This is a genomic window from Pantoea sp. nfd-35 (assembly GCF_056892255.1).
The window spans coordinates 2,550,912-2,570,832 of the sequence record NZ_CP122403.1; the positions used below are offsets into that span (position 1 = coordinate 2,550,912).

Genomic DNA, 19,921 nt, shown 5'->3' on the forward strand with positions numbered 1-19,921 from the left:
GTCGTGCAGAGGAGGATAAGTACCAGAGATAACATGAATGCGACAGACATGATTTTTATCGGCGTAATTTAAAAAGGTGATTTAAAAATACTCACCCTCTCAATTTAAATATATTTATATGAAACTGGTAATATTGTTTCGCAGGTTATCATCAGAGCGTTAATAAATTACCGATCGCCGATTTAATTATCACTAAGCAACCTAATGGTTAACCACCAAACCTGTTTTGTTCATTTATTGCACGAGGTGTGTTGATTATTTAGACAGAAAGGCTAGCAATATCATTTTTTTGCCATATTGCATTTCCCCCTTCCACAAAAATCACTAATCATCTGTTTTATATGCTTTTCTTGCATTTACATTGCTGGCAGGGTCATAAGAAAAAGCACTGACAGGTAGCACCATCGCCGCCAGACTGGCTTGATTGGGATTTAGTTCCTTAAAATACACAATTAGTTACACTTATTGCGCTAGGCTGAATTAACAATTTGTGTCATTTTCTTTTCACCCCAACAGAGGGGAAATAATAATATAACCACAGGGTAAATAATAAATGATGAAGCGCACATTAGTGGCGGCATTAATGCCGTTACTGATCGGTCTGTCTACTGCTCAGGCCGCACAGATTTATAATAAAGACGGGAATAAGCTGGATTTCGTTGGCAAGGTTAACGTTATGCGTCTTTTTTCAGACGATAATAATAACAACGGTGACTCAAGTTATACCCGCATAGGTTTTAAAGGTGAAACGGCGATTACCGATCAGCTCACCGGTTACGGCTTCTGGCAGTACCAGTACAACCTGTCAAATTCTGAGGGTAGTGATGCCAATAGCGGCAGCAAAACCCGTCTGGGCTACGCCGGTCTGAAATTCGGCCAACTGGGTTCACTGGACTACGGCCGTAATTATGGCCTGGTTTATGACGCACTGGGCTATACCGATATGCTGCCTGTGTTTGGTGGCGACTCGGCTAACACAGATGCATTCCTGAGTCTGCGTTCGGGCGGCCTGCTGACCTGGCGCAATAAAGACTTCTTTGGTCTGGTTAAAGGCTGGAACGTTGCGGCGCAGTACGAAGGCAAAAACGATCGCACCAGCACCACTGATACAGGCCTGGAAGTGCGTCGCTCTAACGGCGATGGCTTTGCCCTGTCTACGTCCTATGACTTTGATTTTGGCCTGAGCTTTGTGGGCTCCTATGCCAGCCTGAATCGTATTGCGGCGCAAAACACTGCAGCCTTTGGTCGGGGTGAGAAAGCACAACTGTGGGCAACAGCAGCCAAATATGACGCTAATCAGATCTATCTGGCAGCCATGTACGGTGAAACCCTCAACGCGACTCCAATCAGCGGTGGTTTCGCAAATAAAACGCAAAATCTGGAAGTTGTGGCACAGTACCAGTTCCTGAACGGCTTCCGCCCTTCTGTGGGCTATGTCACCTCCAAGGCTAAAGACATTGAAGGGATTGGTGACGCCGACCTCTATAAATACACTTCTGTGGGTGCAACTTACTACTTCAACAAAAACATGTCCGTCTATGCGGAATACAAGTTTAACCTGTTGAAGAAAAACAATCCGCTGGGTAAAGCAACAGACGATATTACTGGCGTGGGCTTGACCTACCAGTTCTAATTACTCACCCTCATTGCAAAACGGCCCGGCCTGTGTCTGACGGGCCGTTTTTTCATCCGCCAGCCTAAGCCCGATCTTCCCACTCACACTTCAAACCCCTTTAACAGCGCCAACGCTGGGAGTGAGAAATCACGTCGACGTTCAACAGCCTGCGGGTTCAATAATCACCCGCGCTGTAAGTTCGCGGATAAGATTTTCGATGATGTCAGCGCGTGCACTTCCGTCTGAAGATATCGCCACAATCCCGAACGGGATCGGTAAAAGACACAAAATGTCGCCTCGAGTCTGACTCGAGAAGGTGAATACGTCTGCGCATCCAGGCTGGCAGCAAGAAGAATCAAGGCCACCCAGTAACCGCCATTTTGAAAAGATCGCAGGCACTTTCCCGCACGACAACATACTCTCCCTCTCTCGCTCTGTAACCTTGCTTATTCGCTAAAACTCAGGCTGTTACTGGACGAGGGCATCTGGACAGCACCGTCAACCGCGGGCTCATCCATCGACAATGGCGCTTGCACTTTCAGGGTGATCCAGTTTGAAGTGACGCGCTGCTGTTTACTGTCTTCCACCGTGACCGACAGACGGTACTCATTGCTGGCGCCCGGCGTGCTGTCCCAGGGGGGAACGATCACGCTCCAGCCATCAATGGCATTATTGTTCGGCGGTGATGTCAGGCTCAGTGCATGAGTATCGCCCTGCCAGCTCAGCGCCTTAATGCTATGACTGGCGCGCAGTTGCAGCTTGAGCGGTACGCTCTCACCGGGATTAAGCTGCCACGGCGGCGTCGCCAGGAATACAGACAGCGTTTTACGCTGCCTGTAGGCCATCACCGGGTTTTGGCTGCGCGTCACCGTGTCGTAGCGGCTGCCCCGTAGGGAGCGCGCTTCCGCGACGTTATTGGCATCCAGCTGCTTGCTCAGCGCGACCCCAAAGCGGTAATTGAGTTTGAGGCCAAGCTGATCCTGGCTCTCTCCGGCACTGCTGGTTTTGTGGCTGGCCGAAATGGTCACCAGCGGCACGGGCGTATAAGACAACCCCAGCGAGAGCGCCGCCGGGTTATGGTAACGGTTGCCGCTGTTAAACAGGTCAACCTTTTCCCCCAGATATTGCTGATAGCTGAATGATACGCCCAGCTGACGATAGAACGGCAAATAGCTTTGGGTGGTGATGTCGTAACCTTCGGCCATGCGGGACTGCTGGCTGTCACCGCGATTACGCCATCCGGACAAGGGATGATAGTAGTTAGCAGAAAAGCGCAGATTGTTGCTCCAGGCCTCAGTGCCCACCGAGGCGCGCTGAAGTCCAGTGCGAAAGCTGCGATCGATAAAACTGTTGTAACCCAACAGCCAGTTGCCTGCGTCCCAGCGCTGACCCAGCCCGGCATTACCTACAACGCCTTCAACAGAGTCGTGCAGCCCAAGCTGACTGAACGTAAGGTAGCGATTCTCATCAGCCAGCGGGCTGAACAGATTGCCGCCGGTGCCGTCAAAGTTGCCGGCCATGTCCACGTTTAAGTTGAACTCGGCGTTGCCATAAGGCGACAGTAAAGACTGCCCTTCACTCTCAACCCGCGTCGCCACTTCGTCGCGCAGTCGGTCAAAAGCCCACTGCCCGGCCTGCTCGCCCAGGGTCAGATCACTGCTGCTTTCATTGGCTTCCGCAATACTTTTGGCCGCCTTCGCCAGCTTTTTGCTCCAGTCATGGTTATCTTCGACGTTGCCAAGAGAAGGAAGATCGTCCAGTGACTGGCGAAAACGCGTGGGATCGCTAAAAGGGGTTTCCGACACCTGATGATCCGTTTGCAGCGCACCGGCGGGCAGCGCCAGAAGCGCAGTCAGAGCAGCGAGAGAGAAAGTCACAGGTCTAAACATCAAATCATTACGTCCGGGCATAAAAATCATCAGGTGGTTTCTCAACGAGAATGATAAAACCAGCGCTAATTATTTTAGCATAATGTGACCCAGATTCATGACTTAACTCGATATTTGTGCATCTGCGAGCCGCATGGCCGCCTTTCGCGGCCAGGCAACCCGCTTGTTTCAGGAAAAAATTAGCCCGCCATCAACATTAACGGTTTGTCCGGTAATGTAGCGCGCATCATCCGATGCCAGAAAGGCGACCAGCCCGGCAACGTCCTGTGGCTGTCCGGCCCGTTTAAGGGGAATGTTCTCTACCCATTCCGCCATCAGCTCGCCTTTACCATAGGTTTTTTGTTGCGTGCTCAGAATTTCGCCCCAGACGCGATCGTTGTAATCCCACATTTCGCTTTCGATGATGCCAGGGCAAAACGCATTAACCGTGATATTCCAGCGGGCCAGCTCCAGCGCCAGACTTTGCGTAATGCCAATGACGCCCATTTTGCTGGCAGCATAGTGCGGCGTGTAGATAAATCCTTTACGCCCCTGCCCTGAAGACGTGTTAATCAGGCTGCCGCCGTTTTGCTGCACCATGTATTTAGCGGCTTCACGACAGCACAGCCAGACGCCCGTGGTGTTCACCGCCAGCACGCGTTCGAAATCGCTTTTGGGCATATTCCCGAAGGTATCAATCGTGATAATGCCCGCGTTCTGAACCGAAACGTCAATGCGGCCAAAGCGCTCAAATGCCTGCTGATACACCTGCTGCACATCGTTCTCATCGGTTACATCCACCTGCAGGGCCAGAATCGCGTTGGCGATGGGCCGCAGGCTGTCCGCCGTAGCAAAAACACGTTCAGAATTGGATACCATCACCAGGTTTGCGCCGTCCTGGGCAAACCTGGCGGCAATGCCTGCGCCGATACCGCGACAGGCGCCGGTGATGACGACCGTTTTCCCACTAAAATCCCGGTTCATTGTGTTCTCCTGTTATCCATGACGAATGTCAGCATGGGGCACCGCCGGCGGCTGCTTATCATGGCGGCGCAGTAGTATCACTTTGCTTTGTAAACGCTGCTGGAACTGGTCAATCACCACGGCGGTGACAATCACCACGCCCTTGATCACCATCTGCCAGAAATCACTGACGCCCATCATCACCATGCCATCGGCCAGGAAAACAATCACGAAGGCACCGATAATGGAGCCCGACACGCGGCCACGGCCGCCTGCCAGCGCCGTGCCACCCAGCACCGTGGCACCGATGGCATCCATCTCAAACATGTTGCCTGTCATGGGGTGCGCGGTCTGCAGCTGAGAAGCCACCACCAGCCCGACTAATCCGGCACACAGCCCGGAAAAAGCGTAAACAAACACTTTGACTTTGATGATGGGCACCCCCGCCAGCCGCGCCGCCGACTCATTGCCGCCGGTGGCATAGATATAGCGCCCAAGCGGCGTTTTCCGTGTCAGGTACAGGCCAAGGAGTAAAAAGCCGATCATCAGCCAGATGGGAATAAAAACCCCCAGTACGGTGCCGGAACCCAGCAGTGCGAAACCGGTATTGCCCAGCGCGGGCATACCAACCAGATTGGCGTAGGTGGCGCCATCGTTAAACAGCAGCGCTGCGCCACGGGCCACATACATCATGCCCAGCGTACAGATGAAAGGGGCAACGCCGAGGCGAGTAATTATCGTGCCGTTGACGATGCCCACCAGCGTGCCAAACAGCGCGACCGTGAGGATCACCTCCGGCACATTAAGAAACAGTCGCGCGCCATTCCACAGCGGCACGCCCGACGTCAGTAACGCGCCCGCCACCATGCCGCAGATCCCGGCGACGGCACCGACAGACAGATCGATACCTCCGGTCAGGATCACCAGGGTCATGCCGATAGCCAGCAGCCCGGTAATCGCCACGTGCTGGGTCATAATCAGCAGGTTCGACGGCGTGAGGAAATTAGGCACCATCACGCTAAAAAAGCCGACCACGATCAGCAGCGCAATAAAGGTACGCGCCTTGAGTAAGTACATGTACAGCAGATATTTTTGATTCATCTTATTCTCCGGCAACCTCAGGCTTGCGGGGTGGATGCACTAATCAGTTTTTCGCGCGTGGCAGCGGCACGGGGCAAATCGGCAGTAATACGGCCATCGGCCATGACCAGAATCCGATCGGCGAGCGCCATGACCTCATCCAGTTCGGACGACGAAAACATCACCGCCAGCCCCTGCTGCGCCAGTTTGCCAATCAGGTGATACACATCGGTTTTGGCCCCGACATCAATGCCGCGGGTGGGCTCATCCAGCAACACCACCGCAGGTCCGGTCATCAGCGCTTTTCCCAGCACCACCTTCTGCTGATTGCCGCCGCTTAACGCGCTGATAGGCAACTCGCTGTCGCTGACTTTAATCACCAGGTGCTGAATCATTTCATTGACACGCTGCCGTTCTTTGTCAGGGTGCACGATGCCCAGCGCCCGGCGAAAGCCGCGCAGGCTGAGATTCGACAAGGTCATATTGGCGCTAATCGACATCAGCTCGATCACGCCTTCACCTTTACGATCCTCCGGCACCAGCGTGATGCCGCGCTTCAGTCGCTGCTGGAAACTGCAGTTGTCCAGCCGCTGTCCACCTAACTGAATCTCCCCACGCTGACAAGGCAGTAACCCGGTTAATCCCTTAAACAGCTCTGTTCGTCCGGCGCCCAGCAGGCCATAAATACCAATCACTTCGCCTTTGCGCAGGCTGAAACTCACCGCATTGAGCCGGTAGCCACCGTTCTGATGCAGTGCGGTGAGCCCCGCCACCTGCAGCACCGTCTCCCCCTGCGGCGCGGGTTGATAGTCGAAGTGCTTTTTCTTGTCGCCAACCATTTGTTCAATGATCCAGGGCACGCTGACGTCGCGCACCTCACGCGCGGCGATGAAACGCCCGTCCCGGAAAACCGTAATGTGGTCGCCGATCTCCATTAGCTCTTCCAGCCGATGGGAGATATAGATAATGGTGACGCCGCGTCGCTTGAGCTGTTTAATGACGTTGAACAGCACTTTAACTTCCGACTGACTCAGGGCGCTGGTCGGTTCATCCATAATCAGCACGCGCGTATCCTTCGACAGCGCGCGGGCGATCTCGACCAGCTGTTGATGACCAATGCCCAGCGCATCCAGCGCAGCATAGGGATCGACGTCCAGTTCCAGCCGTTCCAGCAGTGCTTTGGCCAGCTGATACTGATACTTTTCGTTGATGACGCCGCGCTGGAAGAACTCATTGGCGATAAAGATGTTGTCCATCACGTTCATATTCGGGAACAGGTTCAGCTCCTGAAAGATAATGCTGATGCCCAATTTTTCGGCCTGTTGGGTGGAGTGAAGCGTCACAGGTTTGCCATCCAGCAGAATCTCGCCTGACGATGGGGATTCCACCCCGGCCAGCATCTTCATCATGGTGGATTTGCCGGCACCGTTTTCCCCGATGAGCACATTGACCTTGTTGCGATAAACCCGGTAGTTAACCTGATCCAGGGCGGTCACGCCGGGATAAACCCGCGACAGGCCGCGCGTCTCAATAATGACGTCGTCTTGCTGTTCAGTAACATGCATGATCACCTCCTCACTGACGCGTGATCTGGGCGGGCGTAATATCGGGTAGCGCGTGGGGAATGTCCCAGCTGCTAAAAACGCCGACCACGTCAACCCGGTCGCCCGGTTTTACGGCGGCGTTATGTATCATGGTGACCGCCTGCTGATTGATGGCTTTACCAAAGTCGCTAAACATCACCTGATCGTTAAAATCCTGATAGCTGGCCCCTTTGTAAGCATCCCGCAGCGCCGTCCCACGAATGATGGGCCCGATCTGAATAGTGACAGTGTCACCTGATGCCGCTTTAACTTTCATTTTGCCGTTGCGTGAGGTGGTATCCAGCGCCGTGACTTCCCCACTCACGCTGACGCTGAATATGCAGGGATTCTCGCTCTGCGCCCGGTAGCCCAGGGCGCGACAGGCGCTGTCCAGATCCTTCTCTGACTGCAGGCGCTGAGTGAGCTCGCCCAACGGCTTTGCCTGCGCCACGATCTGTGGCACCAGCTTCTGCTGCCAGAGTTGCCCGATATTGGCCATGTGAGGATTCGGGGGATTCTTGAGGTCGGCCAGTTCCTGCTGCGACACAATACGACAGCTACCCAGTGCTATCACGATCGGTATCAGCCAGAGTCGGTTGTACATGACATTCTCCCTGGCGCCCGTCAGTACGGGCGCGACAACAATGGATTACGACTTGTAGTTAAAGTCCTGTACGTTTTTTGCATTGTCCGGTGTGATCAAAATGCCGCGAAACATCACGCGCTGCTTCTCAGGCTTCACGCCTTTCTGAATGTAATTATCAAGATCGGTTACGCCCTGAGCGGCAATGGCCTGCGCCTGGAGCATCACGGTGGCTTTTAACGTTCCGGCCTGCACCGCATCGCGTTCATCGTTACTGCCATCAATGCCGACGACCACGACATCATTGCGTCCGGCTGCTTTCAGGGCGGCAATGGCGCCTAACGCCACCGGGCCGTTACCACAGATAACGCCTTTTACATCCGGGTGAGCCTGCAGAATACTGTCCATGATGCGCTTGCCGTCGATCAACGTGCCTTTGGCATCCTGACGCGCGACGCTTTGCATATCCGGATACTGTTCCAGCACCTGATGGAAGGATTTCGAACGGGTGACGCAGTTATTGTCGGCGAGGTTGCAGGTCAGCTCGGCGTATTTCCCTTTCTCTCCCATTTTCTCAACAAACACGTTGGCCACATCAGAGCCCGCCTGGAAGTTATTGTGGGTAATCTGTTCCAGCGCCACGTCATCTACCGGAATTTCACGGTTGATCAGCACCACCGGAATACCGGCCTGTTTGGCTTTTTGGATGGCCGCCACGCTGGCCGTGGAATCCGCGTTGTCCAGGATAATGCCCTGCACTTTTTTGCCGATAGCCGCATCAATCAGCTCGTTCTGCTTCTTAACGTCTTCACCGTGAGAGAGCACCGAGGTTTTGTAGCCCAGCGCCTGAGCTTTCACGTTGGCGCCCTTGGCCTCCGAGGCGTAATAAGGGTTATCCAGTGAGTTAACCAAAATCATAATGGTGCCTTTCTCAACCGCCAGCGCGGTGTGAGAAAACAAACAGGCCGCAAGCGTGGTGCAGAGCAACGTCGTTTTTTTCATGGTGTGTCTCGCTATTAGGGTGTTGGCAGAGGAAAACGAAGCCTGGCGGTGGCCTTACCAGATGGTAAAGCCACCGTCGATCATCAGGTCGGCCCCGGTAATCATGTCGCTGCCGTTGCTGGCAAAAAACAGCACGGCGGCGGCGATCTCGTCGGTGTAGGCAAAGCGGCCTAACGGGATCAGTTTTTTCATTTCGGTGCCCTTCTCACCGCGCCAGGCTTTTTCCCCCATCGGGGTCAGCACCACAGTGGGCGACAGGGTGTTCACGTTAATGCGGTGCGGAGCAAACTCTTTCGCCATCACTTTGGTCATGCCCAGTAACCCGGCTTTGGCGGAGGTATAAGCAACGTGGTTGTCGATAGCGATGGACGCCGCCTGAGAGGCGATATTGATGATCTTGCCGCCGTTGCCCGCCTTGACCATCTGCTTGCCCGCAGCCTGTGAGCACAGAAAAGGCCCGGTCAGGTTCACGGCGATCTGCTTTTGCCACTCGGCAAAATCGGTTTCCAGCACGGGCTGAAGCATCACGTAGCCGGCACAGTTCACCAGAATGTCGATATGACCGTAGTGATCAACAATGGCGTCGAACGCCTGCTCAACGTCGGCAGGATCGGTTACATCGCAGCAAATAAACTGCACCTGTCCGGCCAGGGCTGCGCGCGCACTGTCGACCTTATCCGCTTCAAAGGGCGGATAAAGCAGCGCCAGGCTCGCCCCTTTCTCCAGCAGCATCTGATTACTGGCCATGGCGATGCCGCCCAGCCCGCCCGTCACCACGGCCACTTTGCCGCTCAGATTCATTGTGGTGTCTACGCCATAGCGCAGGTTAACGTCATATTCACCGCTCATCCGACTGTCCTCTCTGGTATTTTATTTGCCGCATTCATTTTCGAACAAAAATATAAGCTATCGAATTGATGGTTAATGTGGCTAAGATCAAATTTCACAACACTGCGTGCCTGGCGGCGTGATTCGCTTCAAAGCGCGTGATCCCGGTTGCAAACCGCCTGAGTAATATGGATTGTGCTGCTGTCGCGAAGGCGAAAGGGATAAAGCATGGCGCATATTGACTTTCGAACGAAAATAAACATCTTTTCATGCTGACTCGCAAAGGCGAAATCTGCGGGTTAAACTCTGCGACAACGCGTTATCGCTATAAGCCCGATGCGATTAAAAGAGGGAGCGTTTCGATTGAAAAGCAAGACTGAGCAGCTAGCTGAAATGCAGCAGCGTCGTGACAAGATCCTGGAGATGATTCGGGAGGACGGGACGGTGACGGTGAAAGCGCTGACGAAAACGTTCGGGCTGACCGAGGCCACGCTGCGAACCGACCTGCGGATGTTGCAAAAACAGGGTTTCGTGCAGCGCTACCACGGCGGCGCGACCCTGATGACCGGCAAACAGAATACCGGCCTGCTGCAGCTGGAACGTCAGACCCACATGGAAGAAAAAGACGCGATTGGGCGCCTGGCTGCCCAGCATATCGAAAACGGTGATACGGTGATTTTCGATTCTGGCACCACCACCACGGCTATCGCGGATGCCATCAGCCACATCCGGCGTTTATCGGTAGTGACCACCGCCGTGAATATCGCCCTGAAGTTGGGTGGCGAGCCCGGGATCAATGTGCTGCTGACGGGCGGGACCTTTAAATTTCCGACGCTTTCAACGTCCGGAGACAAGGCCGCCAGCTTCTTTGAAAACGTGCTGTCAGAAAAACTGTTTCTCGCCACCGCCTGTATCTCGCCACGGCTCGGCCTGAGCTTTCCCAGCGAAACCGACATCAAAGTAAAAATGGCGATGATCAAATCCGCCAGCACCGTCTACGTCGTGGCCGACTCCAGCAAGATTGATAAGGTCTCGATGTTTGCGCTACCCTGCGACTGGAGCCACATCCACTACCTGATTACCGATAGCGGGATCAGCCAGGCGCACATCTCCGCGTTTGAGGCATTGGGCGTTAAGGTGCTGGTTGCGCCCTTACCCGCTCGCCGCGCCCCCTGATGTTAACGCGTGGCCTTGGCGACATGATTATCACGCCTGGCAAATGGCCGCCTCTGCGCCCAGCCTGACAAGCAGGTCGGCTCGATAGTAGCGAACCACGTCTCCGACGATCAGCAACGACGGCGACACCGGTTTATGCTGCGCGATCGTCTCTGGCAGCCCTGCCAGCGTGGTCACTAACACCCGCTGATCCTGGCGCGTGCCGTTTTCGATAATGGCGACCGGCGTATCCTCCCTGCGGCCATACTCACGCAGACGGCTGCTAATGACGCTGCTCCAGCTCAGCCCCATGTAAAACACCAGCGTCTGATTACTGGCTGCCAGCGCGGCGGCATCCAACTGAGGCTCACCGCTGCGCCCGTGTCCGGTAATAAAGCGCAGGGACTGGGCGCAATCCCGGTGCGTCAGCGGAATCCCGCTTGCGGCGGCACAGCCGACGGCAGCCGTAATGCCGGGCACGACCTCACAGACAATGTCAGCCTGCTGCAGGCTCACCATCTCTTCGCCACCGCGACCAAAGATAAAGGGATCGCCGCCTTTCAGGCGCACGACGTTGCGCCCGCTGAGCGCCAGATCCACCAGCAGTTGATTGATCTGCGCCTGTTTCAGGCCGTGGTGACCGGGCCGTTTACCCACGTCGATGCAGAGCGCGCTGTCCGGCACTTCCGCCATGACCGCCTCACTCACCAGGCGATCGTAAACCACCACTTCAGCGCCGTGCAGTAAACGCAGCGCTTTTATCGTCAGCAGGTCGACATCGCCCGGCCCGGCGCCCACTAACCAGACGCGGCCGGGGCGGGACGCGTTTTCGGGCGCCAGCAGTTTATCTAAGGTGTGAATAGCCAGCGTCATAATTCCTCCGGGACAGAGACGGAAAGCAGAAGGTGTTTTAGCTCCGGCAGGCAGGAGCCACAGTTGGTGCCACATCTGAGCGCTTTGCCCAGTGCCTGGGTGCTGTGGCAGCCCTGACGAATAGCATCAAGAATCGTTTGTTCGCCCACGCCATAGCAACTACAGATAATGCGTCCGGTCGCCGGGGCCTGCGCCGCCTGGCCTGCCAGCAGCGCGTGGCGTTCAGCGGCGTCCGCCGGTGCCTGACGAAAGGCCTGAGCGACCCTGTCGTGCTGGATTTCAGGTAAACGCTGGTCAGCATAAAAGGCCAGCTGCAGTTCACCGTCCCGCCATGCCAGGAGTCGATAGCTGTGGCCGCCATCGCTGGCGGTTTGCAGTTGCAATCCTTCAACGCTGAACTGAGACGCCAGCCAGCGCTGCGGCTGGTCCTCTCCGGCCAGCGCAAAGCGATGCGCGCCCTCATGCGGGGTGCGCGCCCAGTAACGCAGCCCGGCCGGTGGCGCACTGTTTCTCTGCCAGAGCCAGCCCTGCCAGCGGGGTTGTAATAACTGAATTCGCACCGCTGTCTGTTTAAAGGCGGGCTGAGCCGAAACCGGGCAGCGGGTCGCGGCCACTAAACCCCCGACGTTACCCTGCAGGCTGAACTGACGGTTCCAGTGCATCGGCACAAACAGCTCGCCGCGCCGCAGACCGCTGTCCAGCGTCACGCGCACCACCATCCATCCCCATTCAGACTGTACGCGCGCCAGCGCGCCGGCAAACAGGCCATAACGGCGCGCCTCTTCCGGATGCAAGGCGGCAAAAGGCTCGTCACAGTGCTGCATCAGGCGAGGCACCAGGCCGGTGCGCGTCATGGTGTGCCACTGATCGCGTACGCGCCCGCTGTTCATCAGTAAGGGATAACGGGCACTGCGCTCTAAAGGCGGCGGCGTGGCCGGTGGCAGCAGCCGTGCCTTGCCATCCGGATGATAAAAACGCCGGTCGCTGAACAGCCGGGCACAGCCTTGTGGGTGACGGGCATTGACGGGCCACTGAACAGGCGTCAGCGCATCCCACTCGGCATCGCTGAGCTGTGCCAGGCCGCTGATATCAAAAGCGCGTTCGCCCGCGTTCTCAAAGCCGGACAGCGCCGCATGCTCGCGGAAGATCGCCGCCGGATGGGTCCAGTTAAATGCCTGACCGAACCCCAGCCGCTGCGCCACCTGCGCCAGCAGCCACCAGTCGGGTTTGGCTTCCCCGGCGGGCGCAACAAACGCACGCTGACGGGAAATACGGCGTTCAGAATTGGTCACGGTGCCGTTTTTTTCGCCCCAGCCCTGGGCGGGGAGCAGAATATGGGCAAAGGCTGTGGTATCCGTGTGCGCCAGCACGTCGGAGACGATCACCAGCGGACAGTTGGCCAGCGCCCGGGCCACGCGATTGCCTTCCGGCATTGACACAGCCGGATTGGTGCCCATGATCCAGACGGCTTTAACCTCTCCCCGATCGATGGCGTCAAACAGCGCCACGGCGGTCAGTCCGGGCTGGCGGGCAATGGTCGGGCTGTGCCAGAAACGCTGTAAACGATCGCAGTCCGCTTCGTTAAAGCTCATGTGTGCCGCCAGCTGGTTGGCTAAGCCGCCCACTTCACGTCCGCCCATGGCATTGGGCTGGCCGGTGAGTGAAAACGGCCCACAGCCGGGACGGCCTATTTTTCCGCTGAGAAGATGCGCATTAATTATCGCATTGTTATTGTCACTGCCGCTTTGTGACTGGTTGATGCCCATGCACCACAAGGTCAGGACCCGATCACGCTGGGCAAACAGCTGATAAAAGGCCACCACCTGCGCATCGCTGAGATCGCAGTGTTCCGCAACTTCAGCTATGCCCCACTGGCTGGCTGCCTGCAGGGTGGCTTCAACGCCGTCCAGGTGCGGCAGCATTGTCGCCTCAATGCCCTGATTCTGGGCCAGCCAGTGCAGCAGGCCTGAAAACAGAGCCGGATCGCTGCCCGGCCGCACCGCCAGGTGGAGATCGGCGATATCACAGCTGGCGGTGCGGCGCGGATCGATCACCACCACCTGCATCTCCGGCCGCTGCTGTTTCGCCTGTCTGAGTCGCTGAAAGATGACCGGATGGGCCCAGGCCGCGTTGGAGCCGACCATCACAATCAGATCCGCCTGCTCCAGATCCTCATAACAGCAGGGTACCGCATCCGCCCCGAGCGCCCGCTTATAGCCCACCACCGCTGAAGCCATGCAGAGGCGCGAGTTGGTATCGATATTGGCGACGCCAAGAAAGCCTTTCATCAGCTTGTTGGCCACGTAGTAATCTTCCGTGAGCAACTGGCCTGAGCCATAAAAGGCCACGGCCTCAGGGCCGTGCTCTGCGATAATCTTCCGGAGCCCGTCAGCGGCGGCATCCAGCGCCGCCGCCATGCTGACCTGCTGTTGATGAATACAGGGATGCAGCAGGCGTCCCGTCCGGGTCAGTGTTTCCCCCAGCGCGGCCCCTTTAACGCACAGTCGCCCGCCGTTGGCCGGATGCAGCGGATCGCCACTCACCTGTGCAGATTCGCTGTGTTGCAGGGTCACCTCGACGCCACAGCCCACGCCGCAATAGGCACAGGTGGTTTTCATGATGCCTGCGCCATCAGGTTAAGCGGACGGTTAGCGACCCAGACCTGGCCATCCTCCAGCTTCACCGGCCAGCAGCGCAGCTGATGCTGCGGATCATCCAGACTTTGGCCGTCACGCAGGCGCACGCGCTGTTTGTAGAGCGGTGAAATAACGACGGGTTCACCGGCCACATCGCCGAGAATGCCCCGCGACAGCACGCTGGCGTCGCTGCCCGGCTCGCGATCTTCCAGTGCATAACAGTCGTCGCCGAAACGGAACAGCGCAATGCGCACGCTGCCGAGGCGCGCACCGATCCCCGCTTCGGCCGGAATGGCATCCAGCGAACAGACTTCGCTCCAGGTTTCGGCGGGCAGGTGCATCAGCGGAATACCGCTGGCGGTGTGCGGCTGACGCTGACCGCGTACGCGCGCATAGTGCAGCGTTTCATCCGGCTGATCGCTGTTCACCGTGGCGGTAAACAGCGCACGGCGCGATGGCTCTGCCAGCGTGGTCTGCCATTCACACTGATACGTTTCCACAACCTGCTGCATTTCCTGCTCCAGCACTGCGGCAATACCGAGGCTGTCATTGATCACGACGTCGCGCAGGTAATCCAGGCCGCCTTCCATGTTATCCATCCAGACGCTGGTGCGCTGTAAGCGCTCCGCCGTGCGCACGTAGAACATCAGAATGCGATCGACATAGCGGATCAGGGTTTCATCATCCAGATCGCTGGCAAACAGCTCGGCATGGCGCGGTTTCATGCCGCCATTGCCGCACACGTACAGGTTCCAGCCCTTTTCTGTGGCGATCACCCCAATATCTTTGCTCTGCGCTTCCGCACATTCGCGGGTACAACCCGAGACGGCCATTTTGATTTTGTGCGGCGCGCGCAGGCCTTTGTAGCGATTCTCCAGATCGATGGCGAAGGCGGTGGAATCCTGCACGCCGTAGCGACACCAGGTCGAGCCCACACAGGATTTCACCGTACGCAGCGACTTCCCGTAGGCATGGCCGGTTTCAAAGCCTGCTGCCAGCAGGGTTTCCCAGATCTCAGGCAGTTGATCCAGCCGTGCGCCAAACAGGTCGATGCGCTGACCGCCGGTAATCTTGGTGTAGAGATCGTAACGTGCCGCCACTTCGCCAATGGCGATCAGCCCCTGCGGCGTGATCTCCCCGCCCGGCACGCGCGGCACGACGGAATAGGTGCCGTCTTTCTGGATATTGGCAAAGTAGCGATCGTTGGTATCCTGAAGCGGCAGATGGGCCGGTTTCAGCAAATAGTCATTCCAGCACGAGGCCAGCAGGGACCCGACCAACGGTTTGCAGACCTCGCAGCCGCAGCCGCGCCCGTGGCGCGCCAGCAGGTCATCGAAGGTTTTGATTTCATGGATGCGAATCAGGTGGTAGAGCGCCTGACGTGAATAGGCAAAATGTTCGCAGATATCTTTTTTCACCTCAACGCCCAGGTTTTCCAACTGACATTCCATCACCTGCTTCACCAGTGCCGAGCAGCCGCCACAGCCCGTCGCGGCTTTGGTGCAGCTTTTAATGCTGGCCATATCGCCGCAGCCACTCTGCACCGCCTGGCAGATATCGCCTTTGCTGACGTTGTGGCAGGAGCAGATCTGGGCGCTGTCGGGCAGCATGGCAACGCCCAGACCTTTGGCTGGCGCACCCTGCAGCGCAGGCAGAATCAGCCCTTCCGGCGCCTCGGGCAGCGGCATCGCGTTTAACATCATCTGCAGCAGCGTGGCATAGTCGCTGCTGTCACCGACCAGCACGCCGCCCAGCAACCGCTTACCGTCAGCGCTGACCACAATTTTCTTATAAATGCCTTTCGGACCGTCGGCCCAGAAGTAGCTCAGGCTGCCTGCCGTTTTCGCGTGCGCATCACCAAAAGAGGCCACTTCCACGCCCAGCAGCTTCAGTTTGGTGCTCATATCGGCCCCGCTGAACCGGGCTGGCTCGGCGGCCAGATGCCCGGCCAGCACGCGCGCCATCTGATAGCCCGGCGCCACCAGGCCAAAAATTTGTCCGTTCCACAGGGCACATTCGCCGATAGCGTAGATATCGTCATCGCTGGTCTGGCAGACGTCATTGATCGTAATGCCGCCGCGTGGGCCAACGCTGATATCGGCGGTGCGGGCCAGCTCGTCACGCGGCCGGATGCCCGCAGAGAACAGCACCAGATCGGTGGCCAGTTCGCCACCATCGGCAAAGTGCAGCACCAGGCTTCCGTCTGGCTGGGTCGCAATCTGTTCAGTCTGCCTGGAGGTGTGAACCGTCACGCCCAGTGAATCAATTTTCTGCCGCAGCATCAGCGCGCCGCCTTCGTCCAGTTGCACGGCCATCAGGCGCGGCGCAAACTCAACGACGTGAGTTTCCAACCCCAACTGCTTCAGCGCATTGGCGGCTTCCAGCCCCAACAGGCCACCGCCGATGACCACACCGCGCTGGCTTTTACCGGCACAGGCGGCGATCGCATCCAGATCGTCCAGCGTGCGGTACACAAAGCAGCGTTCGCCCTCATGTCCCGGCACCGGAGGCACAAACGCGCGCGAACCGGTCGCCAGCACCAGTTTATCCCAGCACAGTGCTCTGCCGTCGCTGTCGTGCAGGCTACGCTGCTGACGATCGATCGCCTCCACCCGACAGCCGCTGCGCAGTTCAATGCCGTGTTGGGCAAAAAAGTCCTCGCCAACCAGCGAGAGCTGCGCGGCCTCTTTGCCGGTGAAGTACTCAGACAGGTGCACGCGATCGTAGGCCGGATGGCGCTCTTCGCCGTACACCACGACGTGATACTGCTGATGCAGATCACGCGCTACCAGCTGTTCCAGAAAATGGTGGCTGACCATGCCGTGACCCACGACGGCTAATACAGGTTTAGAGTGATTCATCACGGGGTTTCCTGCAGCCTGCGGCTGCGTTTCAGGTTCATCAAGGCCAAACAGCGTATTGACAGAAACCTGCCTGGCGTTATGCAGTTGGTTCAGCAACGCGGCACCCTGCTGGCAGTCGCCATACAGCAGCACACCGTTGAGCCGCCCCTGTTTGAGAAAAAGACGTCGATAGTGACCGGAAAGCGGATCGAAACTGGTGACGGAAGGGGCTTCACGGATATCACCCGCGCTGAACAGCGCGATCCCGCTCACCTTAAGACGCGTGCCGGTGGCTTCACTGTAGAAATCAGCCTGAGGACATCCCGCCAACTGGGCGGCCAGCACCGCCGCCTGCGCCAGGCAAGGCGCAACCAGGCCAAAGGTTTCTCCGCTGATTTCACAGCATTCGCCGACCGCATAAATCCCGGCTTGGGCGGTGCGTAACTGCCGATCCACCAGAACGCCGCGCTGACAGGGAATGCCTGAGGCCTGGGCCAGGGCGATGTCTGGCTGCACGCCCGTTGCGATAACGACCTGCGCCGCCGCCAGCTGTCGGCCATCGTTGAGAGTCAGTGACTGCGGGCCGATTTCTGCGACGCTGCAATTCAGTTCACAGCGGATACCGCGTGCGCTGAGCTGGGCAAGCAGTAATTCCCCTGCCATGGCGTCTAGTTGCCGGTCCAGTAAGCGCGACTGACGATGTACCAGCGTGACATCGCGCCCTTGCGCCTGAAGGGCTGCCGCGGCCTCAATGCCCAGAAAACCGCCGCCGGCGACCACGACCGGCCCGCTACCGGCCAGCAGTAAATCCACATCCTCCAGCGTGCGGAAAGCCGTTACGTGCGGCAGATCGATGCCTGCCACCTGCGGCATGCGCGGTTGCGATCCGGTCGCCAGAATCAGACGATCCCAGTGCAGCAGGCGCTGGCAGGTGCGCAACGTGCGCGCCGCCACATCGATCTGCTCAGCCGTTTCCCCGGCCAGCAAGGTGATGCCCTGGCGCGCGTACCAGTCACGATCGTGAATCTGGATTTGCTCCACGGTTTTTTCGCCAGCCAGCAGCGGCGACAACAGCACGCGGTTGTAGTTACCGTGTGGTTCACGGCCAATGACCGTAATGTCATAACGCTCCGGCGCCAGCTGCAACAGCGTTTCCACGGTGTGCATGCCCGCCATCCCGTTACCGACCACCAGCAGCCGTTGTCTCATGGTGTTTTCCTTACGCCGCCGAGGTCTGTTTTTCGTAGAGAAAATGCAGCACTTTTTGGCGCAGTTGGTGATAGCGCGCATCCTCAGCCAGCGCCACGCGCGAACGCGGTCGGGGTAAATCGACGGTAAGTATGTCCCCCACCTGGGCGGCGGGGCCGTTGGTCATCATCAGGACCCGATCAGAAAGCAGCACGGCCTCATCCACGTCGTGGGTGATCAGCACAATGGTGGTATTTAACTCCTGCTGAATACGCATCACGCTGTCCTGCAGGTGCGCGCGGGTTAACGCATCCAGCGCGCCGAACGGCTCGTCGAGCAGTAAAACGCGCGGCTTCATTGCCAGGGCGCGGGCGATGCCGACGCGCTGCTTCATCCCACCAGAGATCTCGCCGGGACGCTTGTGCAGGGCATGGCTCATTTGCACCCGGTTGAGGTTGTGCTCGATCCAGTCGTGCATCTCCGCCTTGTTCATCTTGCCTTTAAAAACCTGCTGCACCGCCAGTTCGACATTCTGAAACGCCGTCAGCCACGGCAGCAGAGAGTGGTTTTGAAACACCACCGCCCGCTCAGGGCCGGGACCGGTGACCTCGCGGTTATCGCACAGCAGCACGCCGCTGGTGGGTCGGGTCAGGCCGGCAATCAGGTTAAGCAGCGTGGATTTACCGCAGCCGGAGTGACCGATCAGACTCAGGGTTTCGCCCTGATGAATATCGAAACTGACGTTGTCCAGCGCCAGAAAGTCTCCGCCCGAGGTGGTAAAGCGCTGGCTGACCTGTTGTACGCGAATGATAGGTTGCATGATGTTCCCCTTATTTATCCCAGCTAAAACGACGCGCCAGCAGCATCAGTCCCTGCTCAAGCAGCAGGCCGACTACACCAATCAGCAGAATGGCAATCAGGATGTTTTCAACGTTCAGGTTGTTCCATTCGTTCCAGATCCAGAAGCCAATGCCCAGACCGCCCGTCAGCATCTCCGCCGCGACAATCACCAGCCAGGCGATGCCAATCGAGAGGCGCACCCCGGTGAGGACGGCAGGCAGCACGGCGGGAAACAGGATGCGGCGCATAATGGTCCATTCAGAGAGCTGCAGCACGCGCGCCACGTTGAGGTAATCCTGCGGGATGCGCTGTACGCCTTCTGCGGTGTTGATGATCATCGGCCAGATCGAACAGATAAAAATGGTCCAGCTAGAGGCCGGTTCCGCCCGCTGGAACAGCAGCAGACCGATAGGTAACCAGGCCAGCGGACTGACCGGACGCAGCAAGGCGATAATGGGATTGAACATGCGCGCCACAAAGGTGAAACGCCCCAACAGAAAACCGGCGGGAATGCCCACCAGCGCCGCCAGACCGAACCCGATGGCCACGCGCTGCAGCGAGGCCAGGACGTTCCAGCCAATGCCCTGATCGTTAGGGCCGTTGTTGTAAAACGGATCGGCAAACAGGACTTTCGCCGCCGCCCAGGTCGCGTAAGGCCCCGGAAAGCCCTGGCTGTACAGCGCCGCGATCTGCCATACCAGAAGCAGGAGCAGGACACCGCACAGCGCCGGAATACAGCGCTGTAGCAGCGGACGCAGGCGCGCAGGCGGGCGCACTTTTTTAGGCGTAACCTGGAGGGAAACCACCGTTGCCTGAGTGGGCGTATTGACCGGCTGCGCCAGTGGACGAGTCTGGGTTTTCATC

14 protein-coding genes are annotated in these 19,921 nt (G+C 57.7%); 2 read left to right on the top strand and 12 right to left on the bottom strand.

All coding sequences use genetic code 11. The features are described 5' to 3' along the window. Positions 1-553: 553 nt before the first annotated feature. Complete coding sequence (locus P9J57_RS11880) at positions 554-1,633, top strand: porin OmpC (RefSeq protein WP_019105328.1); 1,080 nt, start codon at positions 554-556, stop codon at positions 1,631-1,633. A gap of 428 nt (positions 1,634-2,061) precedes the next feature. Here P9J57_RS11880 and P9J57_RS11885 read toward each other — a convergent pair whose 3' ends face one another. From P9J57_RS11885 to P9J57_RS11915, 7 genes are all read right to left on the bottom strand, one after another. Further along, positions 2,062-3,534, bottom strand: a complete 1,473-nt coding sequence (locus P9J57_RS11885; protein WP_105087517.1) for a YchO/YchP family invasin — start codon at positions 3,532-3,534, stop codon at positions 2,062-2,064. Between the two features lie 138 nt (positions 3,535-3,672). Next, a complete protein-coding gene (locus tag P9J57_RS11890) occupies positions 3,673-4,467 on the bottom strand; it encodes a glucose 1-dehydrogenase (protein WP_194761845.1) in 795 nt (264 codons plus the stop codon). Positions 4,468-4,479: 12 nt separating this feature from the next. Continuing rightward, on the bottom strand, positions 4,480-5,547 hold the full coding sequence (locus tag P9J57_RS11895) for an ABC transporter permease (protein WP_029569929.1): 1,068 nt from the start codon (positions 5,545-5,547) through the stop codon (positions 4,480-4,482). Between the two features lie 17 nt (positions 5,548-5,564). Further along, a complete protein-coding gene (locus P9J57_RS11900) occupies positions 5,565-7,091 on the bottom strand; it encodes a sugar ABC transporter ATP-binding protein (protein ID WP_028715065.1) in 1,527 nt (508 codons plus the stop codon). A gap of 10 nt (positions 7,092-7,101) precedes the next feature. Further along, positions 7,102-7,713, bottom strand: a complete 612-nt coding sequence (locus P9J57_RS11905; protein WP_042676378.1) for a DUF2291 family protein — start codon at positions 7,711-7,713, stop codon at positions 7,102-7,104. A gap of 45 nt (positions 7,714-7,758) precedes the next feature. Further along, a complete protein-coding gene (locus tag P9J57_RS11910) occupies positions 7,759-8,694 on the bottom strand; it encodes a D-ribose ABC transporter substrate-binding protein (RefSeq protein WP_014593574.1) in 936 nt (311 codons plus the stop codon). A 54-nt stretch (positions 8,695-8,748) separates the two neighbouring features. Next, entirely contained in the window at positions 8,749-9,543 is a 795-nt protein-coding gene (locus P9J57_RS11915) for a GolD/DthD family dehydrogenase (protein WP_013025548.1), read from the bottom strand. A 342-nt stretch (positions 9,544-9,885) separates the two neighbouring features. Between P9J57_RS11915 and P9J57_RS11920 the strand changes: the two genes are divergently transcribed. Beyond that, a complete protein-coding gene (locus tag P9J57_RS11920; RefSeq protein WP_013025547.1) occupies positions 9,886-10,698 on the top strand; it encodes a DeoR/GlpR family DNA-binding transcription regulator in 813 nt (270 codons plus the stop codon). A gap of 30 nt (positions 10,699-10,728) precedes the next feature. On the opposite strand, the gene cobA is transcribed toward P9J57_RS11920, so the two are convergent. From cobA to ntrB, 5 genes are read right to left on the bottom strand one after another with little or no spacing between them, the layout of a single operon-like run. Next, positions 10,729-11,550 (bottom strand): uroporphyrinogen-III C-methyltransferase, encoded by an 822-nt coding sequence (cobA, locus tag P9J57_RS11925; RefSeq protein ID WP_028715064.1) that lies wholly within the window; start codon positions 11,548-11,550, stop codon positions 10,729-10,731. Then, complete coding sequence (locus P9J57_RS11930) at positions 11,547-14,168, bottom strand: nitrate reductase (protein WP_483279226.1); 2,622 nt, start codon at positions 14,166-14,168, stop codon at positions 11,547-11,549. Before P9J57_RS11930 ends, cobA begins: the two co-directional genes overlap by 4 nt. Beyond that, positions 14,165-18,238, bottom strand: coding sequence for a nitrite reductase large subunit NirB (gene nirB / locus P9J57_RS11935; protein ID WP_105082508.1), 4,074 nt, complete (start codon positions 18,236-18,238; stop codon positions 14,165-14,167). Before nirB ends, P9J57_RS11930 begins: the two co-directional genes overlap by 4 nt. A 10-nt stretch (positions 18,239-18,248) precedes the next feature. Continuing rightward, positions 18,249-19,037 (bottom strand): ABC transporter ATP-binding protein, encoded by a 789-nt coding sequence (locus P9J57_RS11940; protein ID WP_013025543.1) that lies wholly within the window; start codon positions 19,035-19,037, stop codon positions 18,249-18,251. 10 nt (positions 19,038-19,047) lie between these two features. Next, the gene (gene ntrB, locus P9J57_RS11945) at positions 19,048-19,920 is read right to left on the bottom strand and encodes a nitrate ABC transporter permease (protein ID WP_014605988.1); all 873 of its coding nucleotides are present in this window, start codon (positions 19,918-19,920) and stop codon (positions 19,048-19,050) included. Position 19,921: the final 1 nt, after the last annotated feature.